A 19,374-nucleotide genomic window follows, 5' to 3' on the forward strand; every position below is an offset into this window, starting at 1 on the left:
TATCCCACCTGCGGGGCTTTGATTGCCGGATGGCGCTGCGCTTATCCGGCCTGGGGCTCACACCACGCAGGCCGGCAAGCAACAGCGCCGCCGGGCGCTATATCTGACGCCGCGCTTGTCATGTTGCCGGGGGGGCGGCTTCGCCTGACCCGGCCAGGAAAACCCGCGCCCGCGGGCAGCATACCGAACCGCTACAGCGTATCCGCCGGCGGGATGCCGAAGTCGGGCATGCCGTCCTCTCTCCAGGCGACGAGTTTTAGCCGCGTATGACGATTGGGATCATACAGCGGGTCGCCTTCAATCTCGGTGTAATTCCGCGCGTGATATACCAGCACATCTTCCCCCGCCGGCGTTTGGGTAAAACTGTTATGGCCCGGGCCATACTGGCGGTTTTCATAGCTGGTCCGGAACACTGGCTGCGGGGCTTTATGCCAGTTTTCCGGCTGCAGCGGATCGGCCTCCCGGTCGATCCAGAGCAATCCCATGCAGTAGTTTTCATCGGTGGCGCTGGCGGAATAGCTGATGAAAAGCTTATCGCCATGCACCAGCACCGCGGGTCCTTCATTGACCTTAAATCCCCGGCACTCCCAGTCGAACTCCGGCTTGCTCAGCATGACCGGCTCGCCTTTTAGCGTCCACGGGTTGGCCATTTCAGCGAGATACAGGTTTGAGTTGCCCTCGATATGCGGAGATTTTTGCGCCCACAGGTACCAGCGTTTGCCCTGATGGATAAAGGTGGTGGCATCGAGGGCGAAGGTATCGAAAGGCGTCACCACCTGGCCTTTTTCCTGCCAGCGGCCGGTCAGCGGATCGCTGTCGGCGCACTCGATAACGAACATGCGATGCTGGAACATGCCCAGCGCATCCAGATCGTGGGTATGGGTGGCGGCAAAATAGATATACCACTTACCGTCTATCTCATGTAGCTCCGGCGCCCAAATCAGCTGGCTCATCGGCCCGCTTTGCGGTGCGCGCCACACCACTACCGGCTCAGCATCGCGCAACCCCTCAAGGGTTGCCGCGCGCCGGATCTCCAGCCGGTCGTATTCCGGCACTGAGGCAATAAAGTAGTAATGATTCAGGTGGCGCAGAATAAAGGGATCTGCGCGCTGCTCAATAAAGGGGTTTGGCCAGTTGTTCATCAGGCTTTCCTTACGTGTTCACTGGTTTTCAGTTCCTGGTATTCATTCAGCTCGCTGTAGTTGCTGCGGCGCTTCTCTAAATCGCTCTGAATCTGGCGCATCAGGGTGCGGTCAACTTTAAGCAGGCGCACCACGCCGGCGGTGATCAGGTAGCCGACGCCGGGGATGACCGAGAACAGCAGCACGATGCCGTTGAGGGCCGAGGCGCTCTGCGCTTTGGCGCCGGCGTCGTAGCCGTACCATGACAGCAGGAATCCGACCATCGCCCCGGCGACCGCCAGGCCGACTTTAAGGAAAAACAGATTGCCGGAGAAGCTAATACCGGTGATGCGCTTGCCGGTTTTCCACTCGCCGTAGTCGTCAACATCGGACATCAGCGACCAGTGCAGCGGGGAGGGGATCTGATGCAGGATATTGAGCAGGAAGTAGAGCACCATAATCAGCGTGGTGGCGTGCGGATTAAAGAAATAGAAGGCGCAGGAGAAGATCGCCAGCACGATGTTGGTCCAGAAGAAGACCTGCAGTTTGCACCAGCGGTCGGTGAGGACTTTTGCCAGCATGCTGCCAATCATCATCCCGACCACGCCGAGGCTGATAAACAGCGTGGCAAAATGGGTGCTTTGCCCCATCACCCAGGTGACGTAGTACATGGTGGCGGCCATGCGGATAAAGCCCGGACAGACGTTGCATAGCGTGAGCAGCAGGATGCGTACCCACTGGTCATTTTTCCATACGTCTTTGAGATCTTTTTTCAGTTCATCATTGGTCTGCACCGCCGGGTGGATGCGTTCGCGCACGGTGGCGAAGCAGAACAGGAACATACACATGCCGATAAAGGCCAGCACGGTCATCGCCATTTGATAGCCTTTCGCTTTATCGGCGCCGCCGAACCAGTCGGCCATGGGCAACAGCGTCAATGACAGCAGCAGCGTGGCGATACCCACCATCACGAAACGATAGGACTGGCAGGCAACACGTTCTTTCGGGTCGGCGGTCATCACCGTTCCCAGCGAGCAGTAGGGTATATTAATCGCGGTATAGGTAATCGACAGCAGAAAGTAGGTGACAAACGCATAGATGACTTTGCTGTTATAGGTCCACTCAGGAGTGGTGAACATCAGCACGCTGAACAGGGCGTAGGGGAAGGCAATCCACAGCAGCCATGGACGAAAGCGGCCATATTTACTGCGGGTGCGGTCGGCGAGGGCGCCCATGATCGGGTCGGTCACCGCATCGATGACGCGCACCGACAGCAGCAGTACGCCCACCAGCGCCGGCGCCAGGCCGAAGATATCGGTATAAAAATAGTTAACAAACAGCATGATGGCGCCAAAGATGATATTGCATCCGGCATCACCCATCCCATAACCAATCTTTTCTTTTATTGAAAGTCTATTGTCTGCCATGTGCGGTCTCTCCGTTGCAGTATGGAGAGAATTATTGGCTGCTATCGAGAGAATTACGTTGCAGGAACGCGTTGACGATATGGATAAATAAGCTATGGAAGGGAAAGTGTGAAGCAGATAACAATGCTCTGCGCCCGTTATTAAGGGAGGGCGCAGAGCAAAGAGAATTATTGATGAGATGTATTATTGTGCTTTTACGGTGGCGGCGGCTTTCTGTTTAAACAGATAACCCACGCCCAGCACTGCGATCCATACCGGGATCAGCCAAACGGAAATCGCCATCCCCGGGGTCATCAGCATAATGATCAGCACCGCGGCCATAAACAGCAGGCACACCCAGTTACCCAGCGGGTAGAAGAGGGCGGGGAAGCGGGTGGTGACGCCCTGCTGCTGTTTGGCGCGACGGAATTTGATATGCGCGAGGCTGATCATCGCCCAGTTGATCACCAGGGCGGAGACCACCAGCGCCATCAGCAGGCCAAATGCGGATTCCGGCGCCAGGTAGTTGATCAGCACACACAGGGCGGTGACCACGGCGGAGACGAGAATGGTATTGACCGGCACGCCGCGTTTGTCGACGCTGAGCAGCGCTTTCGGCGCGTTCCCCTGCTGGGCAAGGCCGAACAGCATACGGCTGTTGCAGTAGACGCAGCTGTTATACACCGACAGGGCCGCCGTCAGCACCACCACGTTGAGGGCGTTTGCCACCAGCGTATCGCCAAGCTCATGGAAAATCAGGACGAACGGGCTGGTGTCCGCGGTCACGCGCGTCCACGGCAGCAGCGAGAGCAGGACCGCCAGCGAACCAACATAGAAGATCAGAATACGGTAGATAACCTGGTTGGTGGCTTTCGGAATGCTTTGCTCCGGGTTATCCGCTTCCGCCGCGGTGATACCCACCAGCTCGAGACCGCCGAAGGAGAACATAATGATCGCCATCATCATCACCAGCCCGGTAAAGCCGTGCGGCAGGAACCCGCCTTGATCCCACAGGTTACGTACCGTCGCCTGCGGGCCGCCGTTGCCGCTGAACAGCAGCCAGCCGCCGAACAAAATCATCGCCACGACGGCGACCACTTTGATAATGGCAAACCAGAACTCCATTTCACCGAACACTTTCACGTTGGTCAGGTTAATGGCGTTGATGGCGATGAAGAAAACCGCCGCTGAGGCCCAGGTCGGGATTTCCGGCCACCAGAACTGGATATATTTGCCGACGGCGGTCAGTTCCGCCATGGCCACCAGGACATACAGCACCCAGTAGTTCCAGCCGGAGGCGAAGCCGGCAAAGCCGCCCCAGTATTTATAAGCAAAGTGGCTAAACGAACCGGCTACCGGCTCTTCCACCACCATTTCGCCCAGCTGACGCATGATCAGAAAGGCGATAAAACCGGCAATCGCGTAACCAAGAATGATACCCGGGCCGGCGGACTGAATGACGGACGCGCTCCCCAGAAACAGGCCGGTGCCGATAGCCCCGCCCAGCGCGATGAGCTGGATATGGCGGTTTTTGAGGCCGCGCTTCAGCCGATCGCCGTGCTGTTGACCTTCCATATGAAACCTCGTGTGTGGTTATTTTTTGTGTACGTCATCCGTCAGGTTGCTGCTTCACTGCTGTCCCTGCCAGAAAGCATAGCCAGCGAAAATTTGGGCGAAGTGGCCCACTTTTTACCTGAGTGATGGCGCGCACATATTGTTGTGTTTGTGTATTTTTCGACTTCCGTTTCTGTATTGTTTTGTTTACGGAAGGCGATGCAGTAATTCAGAAAAAGGCCTTTCGTCTCAGGGAGAATAGTGGTAAGCGCGTTTGAATGCACCTGCTTTATGAAGGGATGATGACCATGTGTTTAAAAAGACATCAATAGACACATTCAGTATTATTCCGACGCATTGTTCTCATTTGGTTATTTATTCGTATTTACTGCCTTTATATTCACTTATCTGGTCGTTGAATCGGTTCAGATAGCGTAATTTTTCGTTTCCATTAAGTTAATGCTACCTCTTTATGAGTAAACGTAACATTTGTGCAAGGTTACATTTCTGAAATGTTATTTCTGTAAGGTTGTTAAAATGTCCGTGGTTTACTGATTTCAATCAAAACCTGTATGGACAGAAGGTGAATACTTTGTTACTTTAGCGCTACGAACTTTAAATTGGTAAGACCAATTGACTCCGGGCTAATGGCAGAGACAGGGAATATGGCCTACAGCAAAATCCGCCAACCAAAATTATCCGATGTGATAGAGCAGCAGCTGGAGTTTCTGATCCTTGAGGGGACCTTGCGCCCCGGTGAAAAACTCCCGCCTGAACGCGAACTGGCTAAACAGTTCGACGTTTCCCGCCCCTCGCTGCGTGAGGCGATTCAACGCCTCGAAGCCAAGGGCCTGTTGCTTCGTCGTCAGGGAGGTGGAACGTTTGTACAGAGCCGCCTGTGGCAGAGCTTCAGCGATCCGCTGGTCGAGCTGCTGTCCGATCACCCTGAATCCCAATTCGATCTGCTTGAGACCCGTCACGCGCTGGAAGGCATTGCGGCTTATTACGCGGCGCTGCGCAGCAATGATGAAGATCGCGACCGTATCCGCGAGCTGCATCAGGCTATTGAGCGGGCTCAGCAGTCGGGCGATCTGGACGCCGAGTCCGGCGCCGTCGTCCAGTACCAAATCGCCGTCACCGAGGCGGCACACAATGTGGTTTTGCTCCATCTGCTAAGGTGTATGGAGCCGATGCTGGCGCAAAACGTGCGTCAGAACTTTGAATTGCTGTATGCCCGCCGGGAAATGCTCCCGTTGGTCAGCAACCATCGCACTCGCATTTTCGAGGCGATAATGGCCGGGGAGCCGGAGCAGGCGCGTGAGGCGTCGCACCGTCACCTGGCGTTCATTGAGGAAATTTTGCTGGACCGTAGCCGTGAGCAGAGTCGTAGAGAACGCTCGCTGCGTCGTTTACAGCAACGAAAGGACGAGAACTCCGGTTCTTAAGCGCCATTTTTAGAGCGCGGCAACTAAACGCAGAACCTGTCTTATTGAATTTTTGGTTGTTCAAAGGTGAAGAACGAAGAGTTCAATGGGACAGGTTCCAGATTAATCAACGATTAGATAGATAAGGAATACCCCCCATGTCAGAACGTTTACCAAATGACGTGGATCCGATCGAAACTCGCGACTGGCTACAGGCGATCGAATCGGTCATCCGTGAAGAAGGTGTTGAGCGCGCTCAGTATCTTATTGACCAACTCCTTTCTGAAGCCCGCAAAGGCGGGGTGAAAGTGGCTGCTGGCGCATCGACCGGCGGTTACGTAAACACTATTGCCGTTGAAGATGAACCGGAATATCCGGGTAATCTGGATCTGGAACGTCGTATCCGTTCTGCGATCCGCTGGAACGCCATCATGACCGTTCTGCGCGCATCGAAAAAAGATCTCGAACTGGGCGGCCATATGGCTTCTTTCCAGTCTTCCGCAACCTTCTACGAAGTGTGCTTCAACCACTTCTTCCGCGCACGCAATGAGCAGGATGGCGGCGACCTGGTGTACTTCCAGGGTCACATCTCTCCGGGCGTTTATGCGCGTGCTTTCCTGGAAGGTCGTCTGACTGAAGAGCAGATGAACAACTTCCGTCAGGAAGTTCACGGTAAAGGTCTGTCCTCTTATCCGCACCCGAAACTGATGCCGGAATTCTGGCAGTTCCCGACCGTTTCTATGGGCCTGGGCCCAATCGGGGCGATTTATCAGGCTAAATTCCTGAAATATCTGGAACACCGTGGTCTGAAAGACACCTCCAAACAAACCGTTTACGCGTTCCTGGGCGACGGTGAGATGGACGAGCCGGAATCTAAAGGCGCGATCACCATCGCGACCCGTGAGAAGCTGGACAACCTGGTCTTCGTTATCAACTGTAACCTGCAGCGTCTTGATGGTCCGGTCACCGGTAACGGCAAAATCATTAACGAACTGGAAGGCATCTTCGCGGGCGCTGGCTGGAACGTTATCAAGGTTATCTGGGGCGGTCGTTGGGATGAGCTGCTGCGTAAAGACACCAGCGGTAAGCTGATTCAGCTGATGGAAGAAACCGTTGACGGTGACTACCAGACCTTCAAATCCAAAGACGGCGCTTATGTGCGCGAGCACTTCTTCGGTAAATATCCGGAGACCGCCGCGCTGGTTGCCGACTGGACTGACGAGCAGATTTGGGCTCTGAACCGCGGCGGCCACGATCCGAAGAAAGTTTACGCTGCACTGAAAAAAGCGCAGGAAACCAAAGGCAAAGCGACCGTCATCCTCGCCCATACCATCAAAGGTTACGGCATGGGTGATACTGCTGAAGGTAAGAACATCGCTCACCAGGTTAAGAAAATGAACATGGACGGCGTTCGCTACGTCCGCGATCGTTTCAACGTGCCGGTTGCCGATGCCGATCTGGAAAAACTGCCGTACGTAACCTTCCCGGAAGGTTCCGAAGAGCACACCTATCTGCACGCTCAGCGTCAGAAACTGCACGGCTATCTGCCGAGCCGTCAGCCGAACTTCACTGAGAAGCTGGAGCTGCCGACGCTGGAAGATTTCCGCCCGCTGCTGGAAGAGCAGAATAAAGAGATCTCTACCACTATCGCGTTCGTTCGTGCCCTGAACGTGATGCTGAAGAACAAATCCATCAAAGACCGCCTCGTGCCGATCATCGCCGACGAAGCGCGTACTTTCGGTATGGAAGGTCTGTTCCGTCAGATCGGTATCTACAGCCCGAACGGTCAGCAGTACACCCCGCAGGACCGTGAGCAGGTTGCTTACTACAAAGAAGACGAAAAAGGCCAGATCCTGCAGGAAGGGATCAACGAGCTGGGCGCAGGCGCATCCTGGCTGGCTGCGGCGACCTCTTACAGCACCAACAACCTGCCGATGATCCCGTTCTACATCTACTACTCGATGTTCGGGTTCCAGCGTATCGGCGACCTGTGCTGGCAGGCAGGCGACCAGCAGGCTCGCGGCTTCCTGATCGGTGGTACTTCCGGTCGTACGACGCTGAACGGCGAAGGTCTGCAGCACGAAGATGGCCACAGCCATATTCAGTCTCTGACTATCCCGAACTGTATCTCTTACGATCCGTCCTACGCATACGAAGTGGCGGTCATCATGCATGACGGCCTGGAGCGTATGTACGGTGAGAAACAAGAGAACGTTTACTACTACATCACGACCCTGAACGAAAACTACCACATGCCGGCGATGCCGGAAGGCGCCGAGGAAGGTATCCGTAAAGGTATCTACAAACTCGAAACCATCGAAGGTAGCAAAGGTAAAGTTCAGCTGCTGGGCTCCGGTTCTATCCTGCGTCACGTCCGTGAAGCAGCGCAGATCCTGGCGAAAGACTACGGCGTGGGCTCTGACGTGTACAGCGTCACCTCCTTCACCGAACTGGCGCGTGATGGCCAGGATTGCGAACGCTGGAACATGCTGCACCCGCTGGAAACCCCGCGCGTGCCGTACATCGCTCAGGTGATGAACGACGCTCCGGCTGTGGCATCCACTGACTATATGAAACTGTTCGCCGAGCAGGTTCGTACTTACGTACCGGCTGACGATTACCGCGTACTGGGTACCGATGGCTTCGGTCGTTCCGACAGCCGTGAAAACCTGCGTCACCACTTCGAAGTTGATGCTTCCTATGTGGTCGTTGCAGCGCTGGGCGAACTGGCTAAACGTGGTGAAATCGATAAGAAAGTGGTCGCTGACGCTATCGCGAAATTCGACATCGATGCAGAAAAAGTTAACCCGCGTCTGGCGTAAGAGGTAAAAGAATAATGGCTATCGAAATCAAAGTACCGGACATCGGGGCTGATGAAGTTGAAATCACCGAGATCCTGGTCAAAGTTGGCGACAAAGTAGAAGCTGAACAGTCGCTGATCACCGTAGAAGGCGATAAAGCCTCTATGGAAGTCCCGTCTCCGCAGGCTGGCGTCGTGAAAGAGATTAAAGTCTCCGTCGGCGACAAAACCGAGACTGGCAAACTGATTATGATTTTCGATTCCGCCGAGGGTGCAGCAGCCGCTGCACCTGCGCAGGAAGAGAAGAAAGAAGCCGCTCCGGCCGCTGCTGCGCCAGCCGCCGCCGCGGCAGCGAAAGAAGTGCACGTCCCGGATATCGGCGGCGATGAAGTTGAAGTTACCGAGATCATGGTTAAAGTGGGCGACACCATCGCCGCTGAGCAATCCCTGATCACCGTAGAAGGCGATAAGGCCTCTATGGAAGTACCGGCGCCGTTCGCGGGTACCGTGAAAGAGATCAAAATCAACACCGGCGATAAAGTGTCCACCGGCTCCCTGATCATGATCTTCGAAGTCGCGGGCGCTGCGCCTGCGGCCGCTCCGGCACAGGCTGCCGCTCCGGCTGCCGCGGCACCGGCTGCTGCTGCCGGCGCGAAAGACGTTAACGTCCCGGACATCGGCGGCGACGAAGTTGAAGTCACCGAAGTGATGGTGAAAGTCGGCGATAAAGTGGCTGCTGAGCAGTCCCTGATCACCGTCGAAGGCGACAAAGCGTCTATGGAAGTGCCGGCGCCGTTCGCGGGCACCGTCAAAGAGATCAAAATCAGCACCGGCGATAAAGTCAAAACCGGCTCCCTGATCATGGTCTTCGAAGTGGAAGGCGCTGCGCCTGCCGCCGCTCCGGCTCAGGCTGCTGCACCGGCACCGGCTGCTGCACCGGCTCAGGCTGCTAAGCCTGCCGCGGCGCCGGCTGCGAAAGCAGAAGGCAAAACCGAATTCGCTGAAAACGATGCTTACGTTCACGCGACTCCGCTGATTCGCCGCCTGGCGCGCGAGTTCGGCGTTAACCTGGCGAAAGTGAAAGGCACCGGCCGTAAAGGTCGTATCCTGCGCGAAGACGTTCAGGCCTACGTGAAAGAAGCCGTTAAACGCGCTGAATCCGCACCGGCGGCTGCCGCTGGCGGCGGTATCCCGGGCATGCTGCCATGGCCGAAGGTTGACTTCAGCAAGTTCGGCGAAATCGAAGAAGTGGAGCTGGGCCGTATCCAGAAAATCTCTGGTGCTAACCTGAGCCGTAACTGGGTCATGATCCCGCACGTTACCCACTTCGATAAAACCGATATCACCGATCTGGAAGCGTTCCGTAAGCAGCAGAACGCCGAAGCTGAGAAGCGTAAACTGGACGTGAAATTCACCCCGGTTGTCTTCATCATGAAAGCCGTGGCCGCTGCGCTTGAGCAGATGCCGCGCTTCAACAGCTCGCTCTCCGAAGATGGTCAGCGCCTGACGCTGAAGAAATACATCAACATCGGTGTGGCGGTTGATACCCCGAACGGTCTGGTGGTTCCGGTCTTTAAAGACGTGAACAAGAAGAGCATCACCGAGCTGTCTCGCGAACTGACCACCATCTCGAAGAAAGCGCGCGATGGCAAACTGACGGCGGGCGAAATGCAGGGCGGTTGCTTCACCATCTCCAGCATCGGCGGCCTGGGTACGACCCACTTCGCGCCGATTGTTAACGCGCCGGAAGTGGCCATCCTCGGCGTGTCTAAGTCCGCGATGGAGCCGGTATGGAATGGTAAAGAGTTCGTGCCGCGTCTGATGCTGCCGATCTCTCTGTCCTTCGACCACCGCGTGATCGACGGTGCTGATGGTGCCCGCTTCATTACCATCATCAACAACACCCTGAGCGACATTCGCCGCCTGGTGATGTAATCGAAAAAGCCGGCCTGACGGCCGGCTTTTTTCTGATAACCTCAGGCTGTTTGGGATTATCAGCAACAAAGGACAAAATCGTTTGCCGTTTGTTGTTTAAAAATTGTTAACAATTTTGTAAAATACACGCGGATAGAACGTCCCGGTGGACTTGGGCGTAAGAATAATAGCGTCAGACCCGCCGGATATAAATTACAGAGGTCATGATGAGTACTGAAATCAAAACTCAGGTCGTGGTACTTGGGGCAGGTCCTGCAGGCTACTCTGCAGCTTTCCGTTGCGCTGATTTAGGTCTGGAAACCGTCATCGTAGAACGTTACAGCACCCTCGGTGGGGTGTGCCTGAACGTGGGTTGTATCCCTTCTAAAGCGCTGCTGCACGTGGCAAAAGTTATCGAAGAAGCGAAAGCGCTGGCCGAACACGGCATCGTTTTCGGCGAACCGAAAACTGATATTGACAAGATCCGCACCTGGAAAGAAAAAGTCATCACTCAGCTGACCGGTGGTCTGGCTGGCATGGCCAAAGGGCGTAAAGTGAAGGTGGTTAACGGTCTGGGTAAATTCACCGGCGCTAACACCCTGGAAGTGGAAGGTGAAAACGGCAAAACCGTGATCAACTTCGACAACGCCATCATCGCGGCGGGTTCCCGTCCGATTCAACTGCCATTTATCCCGCATGAAGATCCGCGCGTATGGGACTCCACCGACGCCCTGGAGCTGAAATCCGTACCGAAACGCATGCTGGTCATGGGCGGCGGTATCATCGGTCTGGAAATGGGTACCGTATACCATGCGCTGGGTTCAGAGATTGACGTGGTTGAAATGTTCGACCAGGTTATCCCGGCGGCCGATAAAGACGTGGTGAAAGTCTTCACTAAACGCATCAGCAAGAAATTCAACCTGATGCTGGAAACCAAAGTGACTGCCGTTGAAGCGAAAGAAGACGGTATTTACGTTTCCATGGAAGGCAAAAAAGCGCCGGCGGAAGCACAGCGTTACGACGCCGTACTGGTGGCTATCGGTCGCGTACCGAACGGCAAAAACCTCGACGCAGGCAAAGCGGGCGTGGAAGTGGACGATCGTGGCTTCATCCGCGTTGACAAACAAATGCGCACCAACGTGCCGCACATCTTTGCTATCGGCGATATCGTCGGTCAGCCGATGCTGGCGCACAAAGGCGTACATGAAGGTCACGTTGCCGCAGAAGTTATCTCCGGCCTGAAACACTACTTCGATCCGAAAGTGATCCCGTCCATCGCCTACACCGAGCCAGAAGTGGCATGGGTCGGCCTGACTGAGAAAGAAGCGAAAGAGAAAGGCATCAGCTACGAAACCGCCACCTTCCCGTGGGCGGCTTCCGGCCGCGCTATCGCTTCCGACTGCGCAGACGGTATGACCAAACTGATCTTCGACAAAGAGACCCACCGTGTTATCGGCGGCGCGATTGTCGGCACCAACGGCGGCGAGCTGCTGGGTGAGATCGGACTGGCTATCGAAATGGGCTGCGACGCTGAAGACATCGCGCTGACTATCCACGCTCACCCGACTCTGCACGAGTCTGTTGGCCTGGCGGCAGAAGTCTTCGAAGGCAGCATCACCGACCTGCCGAACGCCAAAGCGAAGAAAAAGTAACTTTTTCTTTCAGGCAAAAAGCATAAGCGGCTCCCGGAGCCGCTTTTTTTATGCCTGATGTTTAGAACTATGTCGCTATTCATAAACCGCTACACCTCATACATACTTTGTAAATAGTCACTCAGTAAACTTATAGTCAGTTAACGATATCGATGAGGTGTGTGATGAAACGCTTTTTAACCACTGCGCTGGTCGCAGCAACGTGCTTATCCGGTGTAGCCTGCGCGGCTGACGCCACGATTCCGTGGGCGGATAACAGCGGCGGCACGGAAACGACCCATATCGCGGCGATGGGCCAGGATCTGAATGCCCAGCATCAGCAGGTGACGAAGACCAGTGAAGGGGTATGGGCGGCGAATTCCGGCAGCATCAGCGCTGACGAAGCGGCATTGTCCAGTACGAAACCAGCCTTTGCCGGCGATCCGTCTCTGATGCCCCACCAGGGCTAAGTGAATGAAAACGCCCGATTGCGTATTCGTAACCGGGCGTTTTTTTATGGATTGACCACCTGCCAGCCGGCGTCAGCGTCGGGGGCAAAGCGCGTTATCGCCTGGGCCTTTGCCGCGCTCTCTTCACCGAGATTGGCCTGATAAACCGTATCGTGCTGATCGATCATAAAGCTCATCACGCCGGTTTCCCCCCACGCCACCGGCCACGCCAGCAAGGCGACGCTCTGCTCATCTCTACCGGTGATAATGCGGAAGCGGTAGCCATGGTAGCCGCTGCCGGGTACCGTCGGGCTAAAGGCGGGCCCAAGCGGACTTGGCGCTTCGCCCGGCGAGGTGGGCCAGTACAGACCATCTTTTTTGCCTTCGCTACTGATGATTTTCTGCGCCCAGCGGTGGTTCAGTTGATAGTAATCCTGCTGGGCGTCAACGTAGGCGTGCATGGCGGCTATCGCCGACAGTTCATTACGGCCAATAGCGCGGGTGAGGATCTCCTCTTCGCCAGCGGCCATATCAAAGCGCCAGCCCTGGGATGATTTGACGATGGGGACGGGCAGACGCCATGCTTCGCTACCAACGTCGAGCCAGGCGTTATCACCCTGCTGCACAATCACATGTTTCACCTGCCAGTCGCGCTGGAAGCGGTCGACGGCAGTGGGGTCGATCCCGTCGGGGGGTAAAAAATGCTGCCAGTTATCGCCAAGCACCTCGCTCAGCGCCGCGTCATTTTGCTGGCCGATCGCCTCGGCCAGCGCGCTTGCGGCCTGCTCGGGGGTGGCATATTGCTGCTGGGCGAAGGCGGCAAGCGGTGACAGCATTAACGTGAACAGGGCAATAGGTAATGGGTTTCTCATTCTGCTCATCCTCAGCGGCGGCGTAGTTCATGGTGTTCAGAAAGACGCTCTCTGGCGCCGTCGCGCTGCTCGCGGTTTACGCTGGAAAACTGACGACTCTGTCGTCCCCGTTCCTGCTGCGCTTGCCAGGAGGGGGCGCGGCTTTCGTTGCCGCTAAGGGCGCTGGCGCGCAGATGATTGACCGTCTGCTGGCGCTGGGCGGGCGTGGCGGAATGGAGATGCTGCCGGGGCTGTTGCTGCTGCGGTGTAGCATTCTGCTCGTGGTTCTTAATGGTTTCCCTACGCTGCTGTTGCTGCGGCGTCGGGTTTTTCAACTGCGCTTTCGCCGCATCTCGACGCTGCTGGGTTGATGTCGGCGCGCTGTCGTAACCGCGGTAGTTGCTGCGCTGGGTGGCTTGTTTCAACTGCGCCGAGGCCGCCTGACGCTGGGCATCGCGCGAGGGGGTGTTTGCCGCCAGGTTGCCTGCCGTGGCGGTCGACGCGCTGCGCTGCTGAAGCTGGGTCATTGCCGCCTGGCGCTGCGCCTCACGATCGACCGGCGCATGCTGGGTCGCGCTCAGTCCGCCGGATACGTTGGTCTGATGAAAGCGCTGGGCGACGGTATTATCGGGGTATGGCACGTGACCGCGATAGGCGGGATTGTGCTGCCAGTTTACATGATCGCCCGGCAGGTTTTGTCCGGTAATGCGGTTAAAATTATTCACATTGATATTGATGTTATCGCCATTATGCGAGTAATCCCCGCGGTGGTAGTCGTCATCGTGATGGTGGTAGTCATCATCATCATCCCAGTCGATGCTGCTGAACAGCGCCCAGGTGGTCGCCACGCCCAGGCTGTAACCGAATCCTTTCACGAAGCTATCGGTAAACTGCTCCCCGGGAGGGGGCGGCAGATAGACCGGAGGATAGGCGCTGTTCGGCCAGGTACCATAGACGGTGGAGGGGTTGTAGTTGGGAACATAGACCACCTGCGGGTCGGTCGGTTCTATTTTTATGACCTGGGTCGGCGCAGGCGCCGCCGCGGTAGTGCTTGACGTTGATACGGTGCTGCTTTTCGAAGTGGTGGCCGGCACAGGCGCCGCTGCGGCGACAATCACTTTTTGCTGCGGCGTGGATTTCAGCGTCCCTGTCTCTTGGGCGATGGCACGCAGGCGCTGCACCGAGTCCATCACATCATGCGGCTGGGCCAAAAACGCATTACCCAGATTTTCCACCCAGGGCGGATTCTCGCCCATCATCGCCAGCAGGGCAGGGAAAGCGACAAGCGATTTGACGCTGGGATCCCACGGCTGGCTGGCAACAGCCTGAACGGCGGGATCCCCTTTCATGGTGGGGTTATCCTGGGACCACTGCACCGCCTGCATGACGTTGTCCGGGTAGGTGGAAGCCATCAGCACCTGCGACAGCAGACTGTCCGGGTAGAGCGCGATGGGGGCAACCCACTGGTCAATCTGCGCCTGGGTGTAGGTGGCGGCCACCGGCTGCGCGGCGGCGGGTGCGGCTGGCGTTGGCGCTGGCGCTGGCGCAGGCTGCGCCGTCGGCTGAGTGACCATCTCTGGAGTACGGCTTTGCACATAGAGTGTTCCCGCCGCCGCGAGTAAGCCAGCGCTACAGAGCAGGGCGATAATATGGGGTTTGAACGGCAGTGACATAGAAGCTCCTGACCCAAAAAGTAACCCATCTCGCTAAAGTATCGGCGAAAACGGCGCGTTTGCTGAGTATAAGTAAGCGGTATGGCTTTTTATTGATGATTGTTGGGATCGGCCCATGGTGTTGTACGCGGAAAGGAATTTTTGTCGCGGGATTTGAACAGAAAGCCTGCAATATCCTGCCCTTAACGATTCAGCTAAATTTTAATGTTGCTTTTTTGTAAACAGATTAACACCTTTCAAAAATCCTGCTATGCTGCCGACGCGGTATCGGGCATTTACCCTACAAACTGCTGTCTCACAGGAGCGTGAAGAAAATCGCCCAGCCACTAAATCCTTCAAGATGCGTCAAGGCGGCAAACTGCCAATACCGAAGCAGATTGATTGAAGAGGTGTAGGCCGCATTATGACAATGAGAAGCGAGGAGAACCGTCGTGCTAGAAGAATACCGTAAGCACGTAGCTGAGCGTGCCGCCATGGGGATTGTTGCCAAACCCTTAGATGCAACCCAAATGGCCGCGCTGGTAGAACTGCTGAAAAACCCGCCTGCGGGCGAAGAAGAATTCCTGTTAGACCTGCTGATTAACCGTGTACCGCCGGGCGTCGACGAAGCCGCCTATGTTAAAGCTGGATTCCTTGCCGCGATCGCCAAAGGCGAAACGACCTCCCCCCTGGTTACCCCTGAAAAAGCCGTTGAACTGCTGGGCACCATGCAGGGCGGTTACAACATCCACCCGCTGATCGATGCCCTGGACGACGCGAAACTAGCGCCGATTGCCGCGAAAGCGCTGTCCCATACTCTGCTGATGTTCGATAACTTCTACGACGTGGAAGAGAAAGCGAAAGCGGGTAACGAGCACGCTAAACAGGTTATGCAATCCTGGGCCGACGCTGAGTGGTTCCTGAACCGCCCGCAGCTGGCAGAGAAAATCACCGTTACCGTTTTCAAGGTCACTGGCGAAACGAACACCGATGACCTGTCTCCGGCGCCGGATGCCTGGTCGCGTCCGGATATCCCGCTGCACGCCCTGGCGATGCTGAAAAACGCCCGCGAAGGCATTGAACCGGATCAACCGGGCGTGGTTGGCCCGATCAAACAGATCGAAGCCCTGCAGCAGAAAGGCTACCCGCTGGCCTACGTCGGCGATGTGGTCGGGACCGGCTCTTCACGTAAATCGGCCACCAACTCGGTGCTGTGGTTTATGGGCGACGATATCCCGAACGTGCCGAACAAGCGCGGCGGCGGCCTGTGCCTGGGCGGCAAAATCGCGCCAATCTTCTTCAACACCATGGAAGATGCGGGCGCGCTGCCTATCGAAGTGGATGTGTCAAACCTGAACATGGGCGACGTCATCGACGTTTACCCGTTCAAAGGCGAAGTGCGTAATCACGAGACCAACGAACTGCTGGCCAGCTTCGAGCTGAAAACCGATGTGCTGATCGACGAAGTCCGTGCCGGCGGCCGTATCCCGCTGATCATCGGTCGCGGCCTGACCACCAAAGCACGTGAAGCGCTGGGTCTGCCGCACAGCGATGTCTTCCGTCAGGCGAAAGACGTGGCGGAAAGCACCCGCGGCTTCTCTCTGGCGCAGAAAATGGTTGGCCGCGCCTGCGGCGTTGCCGGTATCCGCCCGGGCGCCTACTGCGAGCCGAAAATGACCTCCGTCGGTTCTCAGGACACCACCGGTCCAATGACCCGTGATGAACTGAAAGACCTGGCGTGCCTGGGCTTCTCCGCTGACCTGGTGATGCAGTCCTTCTGCCACACAGCGGCCTATCCGAAGCCGGTTGACGTCACCACGCATCATACTCTGCCGGACTTCATTATGAACCGCGGCGGCGTCTCGCTGCGTCCGGGCGATGGCGTGATCCACTCCTGGCTAAACCGCATGCTGCTGCCGGATACCGTGGGCACCGGCGGCGACTCCCACACCCGTTTCCCCATCGGTATCTCCTTCCCGGCGGGCTCTGGTCTGGTGGCCTTCGCCGCCGCGACCGGCGTGATGCCGCTGGATATGCCGGAATCGGTGCTGGTGCGTTTCAAAGGTAAAATGCAGCCGGGCATTACGCTGCGTGACCTGGTCCACGCGATCCCGCTGTACGCCATCAAGCAGGGCCTGCTGACCGTTGAGAAGAAAGGTAAGAAAAACATCTTCTCTGGCCGCATCCTTGAGATTGAAGGTCTGCCGGATCTGAAAGTGGAGCAGGCGTTCGAGCTGACCGATGCCTCCGCTGAACGTTCTGCTGCAGGTTGCACCATCAAGCTGAACAAAGAGCCGATCGTTGAGTATCTGAACTCCAACATCGTCCTGCTGAAGTGGATGATCGCCGAAGGCTACGGCGACCGCCGTACCCTGGAGCGTCGTATCCAGGGCATGGAGAAATGGCTGGCGGATCCGCAGCTGCTGGAAGCCGATGCTGACGCGGAATACGCGGCAGTGATCGACATCGATCTGGCGGATATCAAAGAGCCGATTCTGTGCGCGCCGAACGATCCGGATGATGCCCGCCTGCTGTCTGACGTGCAGGGCGAGAAAATCGACGAAGTGTTCATCGGCTCCTGCATGACCAACATCGGCCACTTCCGTGCCGCCGGTAAGCTGCTGGACAGCCACAAAGGCCAGTTGCCGACTCGCCTGTGGGTGGCGCCGCCAACCCGTATGGACGCCGCGCAACTGACCGAAGAAGGTTACTACAGCGTATTTGGTAAGAGCGGGGCGCGTATCGAAATCCCTGGCTGTTCCCTGTGTATGGGTAACCAGGCGCGCGTCGCCGACGGTGCGACGGTGGTTTCCACCTCTACCCGTAACTTCCCGAACCGTTTAGGTACCGGCGCTAACGTCTATCTGGCCTCTGCCGAGCTGGCAGCGGTGGCTTCTCTGCTTGGTAAACTGCCGACGCCGGAAGAGTACCAGACCTTCGTGGCGCAGGTGGATAAGACAGCGGAAGATACCTATCGCTATCTGAACTTCAACCAGCTGGATCAGTACACTGAAAAAGCTGACGGCGTGATCTTCCAGACCGCGGTGTAAAACCAGTCGGTCAGCCTGGCTGACCGTTTGGCTACAAACTCCCCAATGCCCGGTGAACATTGCATCACCGGGCATTTTTATTTCCAAACCTCCTGCCTGTTACGCTTTTTTTCTTTCGGTCTGCTGCGATAATTACTCCATGGGTACAGTGCAGCGGTGACGCATTGCCCTTGCAGAGGAAAAGACGATGGACTACGAATTTCTGCGCGATATTACCGGAGTGGTAAAGGTGCGAATGTCGATGGATCACGAGGCGATTGGCCACTGGTTCAACGAGGAGGTGAAAGACAATCTTGCTCTGCTTGACGAAGTGGAGCAGGCTGCGCGCACCGTGAAAGGCAGTGAACGTTCCTGGCAGCGTGCCGGACATGAATATACGCTGTGGCTGGATGGCGAAGAGGTGATGATCCGCGCCAATCAGCTGGAATTTTCCGGCGACGAAATCGAGGAGGGGATGAGCTACTACGACGAAGAAAGCCTCTCTCTGTGCGGTGTTGAGGATTTCCTGCAGGTGGTTGCCGCCTATCGTGAGTTTATGCAGCAGCGTTGATGACTCGTTGTGCGCCGGGCTGCGGAAAACCGTAGCCCGGCTAAGCGTCGCGTGCGCAGGGCACATCTCCGGTCGCGACGAGTACCTTTCCCCGCTTCCCGCCGGCGCAGAACCCAGGCCCGGCAAGCAAAAGCGCCGCCGGGCATTTGAGGCATTACACGGCAGGAATATTGCGGCCGTAGTAAATCTCGCGCATCTCTTTCCACAGCAGGTCGGTAATGACCTTGCGCTCTTCAGCGGTCAACTCTTCCGGTCGGGTATGGAACATGTAATGCTTAAGGTCGAACTCCTTAAGCAACATTTTGGTATGGAAGATATTTTCCTGATAAACGTTGACGTCGACCATGTCATACAGCGACTTCATATCGTCAGACATAAAGTTCTGAATTGAGTTGATTTCATGATCGATAAAATGCTTCATCCCATTGATGTCGCGGGTAAAGCCACGCACGCGGTAGTCAATGGTCACAATGTCCGATTCCAGCTGGTGAATCAGATAGTTCAGCGCTTTGAGCGGTGAAATAACCCCGCAGGTAGAGACTTCAATATCGGCGCGGAAGGTGCACAGGCCGCCTTCCGGGTGACTCTCCGGATAGGTATGCACGCAGATATGGCTTTTATCGAGATGGGCGACCACGGTTTCAGGCAGCGGGCCGGGGTGTTCGGTCTGGTCGATAAGCCGCGGGTCGACGGGCTCTTCGCTTACCAGAATGGTCACGCTGGCGCCCTGGGGTTCATAATCCTGGCGGGCGATATTCAGGATATTAGCGCCAATAATAGAGCAGGTTTCGCTCAGGATCTCTGTCAGGCGATTGGCATTATAAAGTTCGTCGATATAGGCGATGTAGCCGTCGCGCTCTTCTGCCGTTTTGGCGTAACAGATATCGTAGATACAAAAACTCAGACTTTTGGTCAGGTTGTTAAAGCCGTGCAGCTTCAATTTTTTCAATTTAGTTCACCCCCTTATTTCGC

At 56.3% G+C, this 19,374-nt stretch carries 13 protein-coding genes; 7 read left to right on the top strand and 6 right to left on the bottom strand.

Annotation, left to right across the window (positions count from 1 at the left end):
- Positions 1 to 191: 191 nt before the first annotated feature.
- From ACOI6Z_RS21525 to aroP, 3 genes are all read right to left on the bottom strand, one after another.
- Complete coding sequence (locus ACOI6Z_RS21525; RefSeq protein WP_048296696.1) at positions 192 to 1,142, bottom strand: family 43 glycosylhydrolase; 951 nt, start codon at positions 1,140 to 1,142, stop codon at positions 192 to 194.
- The gene (locus ACOI6Z_RS21530; protein ID WP_017901173.1) at positions 1,142 to 2,548 is read right to left on the bottom strand and encodes a glycoside-pentoside-hexuronide (GPH):cation symporter; all 1,407 of its coding nucleotides are present in this window, start codon (positions 2,546 to 2,548) and stop codon (positions 1,142 to 1,144) included. Before ACOI6Z_RS21530 ends, ACOI6Z_RS21525 begins: the two co-directional genes overlap by 1 nt.
- A gap of 183 nt (positions 2,549 to 2,731) precedes the next feature.
- The gene (aroP, locus tag ACOI6Z_RS21535; protein ID WP_023291995.1) at positions 2,732 to 4,102 is read right to left on the bottom strand and encodes an aromatic amino acid transporter AroP; all 1,371 of its coding nucleotides are present in this window, start codon (positions 4,100 to 4,102) and stop codon (positions 2,732 to 2,734) included.
- A 644-nt stretch (positions 4,103 to 4,746) separates the two neighbouring features.
- On the opposite strand from aroP, the gene pdhR reads away from it, so the two are divergent.
- From pdhR to ACOI6Z_RS21560, 5 genes are all read left to right on the top strand, one after another.
- Positions 4,747 to 5,526: a pyruvate dehydrogenase complex transcriptional repressor PdhR gene (gene pdhR, locus ACOI6Z_RS21540; RefSeq protein WP_002888699.1), complete on the top strand. Its 780-nt coding sequence runs from the start codon at positions 4,747 to 4,749 to the stop codon at positions 5,524 to 5,526.
- Between the two features lie 137 nt (positions 5,527 to 5,663).
- Positions 5,664 to 8,327: a pyruvate dehydrogenase (acetyl-transferring), homodimeric type gene (gene aceE, locus ACOI6Z_RS21545; protein WP_023291996.1), complete on the top strand. Its 2,664-nt coding sequence runs from the start codon at positions 5,664 to 5,666 to the stop codon at positions 8,325 to 8,327.
- A gap of 14 nt (positions 8,328 to 8,341) precedes the next feature.
- Positions 8,342 to 10,240, top strand: a complete 1,899-nt coding sequence (gene aceF / locus ACOI6Z_RS21550; protein WP_023291997.1) for a pyruvate dehydrogenase complex dihydrolipoyllysine-residue acetyltransferase — start codon at positions 8,342 to 8,344, stop codon at positions 10,238 to 10,240.
- 206 nt (positions 10,241 to 10,446) lie between these two features.
- The gene (gene lpdA, locus ACOI6Z_RS21555; RefSeq protein WP_002888731.1) at positions 10,447 to 11,871 is read left to right on the top strand and encodes a dihydrolipoyl dehydrogenase; all 1,425 of its coding nucleotides are present in this window, start codon (positions 10,447 to 10,449) and stop codon (positions 11,869 to 11,871) included.
- Positions 11,872 to 12,035: 164 nt separating this feature from the next.
- Entirely contained in the window at positions 12,036 to 12,320 is a 285-nt protein-coding gene (locus ACOI6Z_RS21560) for a hypothetical protein (protein WP_023291998.1), read from the top strand.
- A gap of 44 nt (positions 12,321 to 12,364) precedes the next feature.
- Here ACOI6Z_RS21560 and ACOI6Z_RS21565 read toward each other — a convergent pair whose 3' ends face one another.
- Complete coding sequence (locus ACOI6Z_RS21565; protein WP_032453849.1) at positions 12,365 to 13,171, bottom strand: DUF2950 family protein; 807 nt, start codon at positions 13,169 to 13,171, stop codon at positions 12,365 to 12,367.
- Between the two features lie 11 nt (positions 13,172 to 13,182).
- Positions 13,183 to 14,823, bottom strand: a complete 1,641-nt coding sequence (locus ACOI6Z_RS21570; RefSeq protein WP_065813031.1) for a DUF3300 domain-containing protein — start codon at positions 14,821 to 14,823, stop codon at positions 13,183 to 13,185.
- Positions 14,824 to 15,254: 431 nt separating this feature from the next.
- Between ACOI6Z_RS21570 and acnB the strand changes: the two genes are divergently transcribed.
- Both acnB and yacL read left to right on the top strand, forming a co-directional pair.
- Positions 15,255 to 17,852, top strand: coding sequence for a bifunctional aconitate hydratase 2/2-methylisocitrate dehydratase (gene acnB / locus ACOI6Z_RS21575; RefSeq protein WP_004204372.1), 2,598 nt, complete (start codon positions 15,255 to 15,257; stop codon positions 17,850 to 17,852).
- A gap of 187 nt (positions 17,853 to 18,039) precedes the next feature.
- Positions 18,040 to 18,402, top strand: coding sequence for a protein YacL (yacL, locus tag ACOI6Z_RS21580; RefSeq protein ID WP_004204373.1), 363 nt, complete (start codon positions 18,040 to 18,042; stop codon positions 18,400 to 18,402).
- Positions 18,403 to 18,556: 154 nt separating this feature from the next.
- Here the strand turns inward: yacL and speD are convergent, their stop codons facing one another.
- Positions 18,557 to 19,351, bottom strand: coding sequence for an adenosylmethionine decarboxylase (speD, locus tag ACOI6Z_RS21585; protein WP_004204375.1), 795 nt, complete (start codon positions 19,349 to 19,351; stop codon positions 18,557 to 18,559).
- Positions 19,352 to 19,374: the final 23 nt, after the last annotated feature.

Origin of the sequence: Klebsiella sp. C239 (assembly GCF_048822715.1) — a bacterium.
In the GTDB taxonomy this organism is placed as follows: Bacteria; Pseudomonadota; Gammaproteobacteria; order Enterobacterales; family Enterobacteriaceae; genus Klebsiella; species Klebsiella quasipneumoniae.

Bases quoted from the DNA above. Each gene is read 5' to 3' on its own strand.
- aceF (WP_023291997.1), top strand. From the start codon at position 8,342: ATGGCTATCGAAATCAAAGTACCGGACATCGGGGCTGATGAAGTTGAA.
- lpdA (WP_002888731.1), top strand. From the start codon at position 10,447: ATGAGTACTGAAATCAAAACTCAGGTCGTGGTACTTGGGGCAGGTCCT.
- aceE (WP_023291996.1), top strand. From the start codon at position 5,664: ATGTCAGAACGTTTACCAAATGACGTGGATCCGATCGAAACTCGCGAC.
- ACOI6Z_RS21570 (WP_065813031.1), bottom strand. From the start codon at position 14,823: ATGTCACTGCCGTTCAAACCCCATATTATCGCCCTGCTCTGTAGCGCT.
- pdhR (WP_002888699.1), top strand. From the start codon at position 4,747: ATGGCCTACAGCAAAATCCGCCAACCAAAATTATCCGATGTGATAGAG.
- ACOI6Z_RS21560 (WP_023291998.1), top strand. From the start codon at position 12,036: ATGAAACGCTTTTTAACCACTGCGCTGGTCGCAGCAACGTGCTTATCC.
- ACOI6Z_RS21525 (WP_048296696.1), bottom strand. From the start codon at position 1,142: ATGAACAACTGGCCAAACCCCTTTATTGAGCAGCGCGCAGATCCCTTT.
- ACOI6Z_RS21530 (WP_017901173.1), bottom strand. From the start codon at position 2,548: ATGGCAGACAATAGACTTTCAATAAAAGAAAAGATTGGTTATGGGATG.
- ACOI6Z_RS21565 (WP_032453849.1), bottom strand. From the start codon at position 13,171: ATGAGAAACCCATTACCTATTGCCCTGTTCACGTTAATGCTGTCACCG.
- aroP (WP_023291995.1), bottom strand. From the start codon at position 4,102: ATGGAAGGTCAACAGCACGGCGATCGGCTGAAGCGCGGCCTCAAAAAC.
- yacL (WP_004204373.1), top strand. From the start codon at position 18,040: ATGGACTACGAATTTCTGCGCGATATTACCGGAGTGGTAAAGGTGCGA.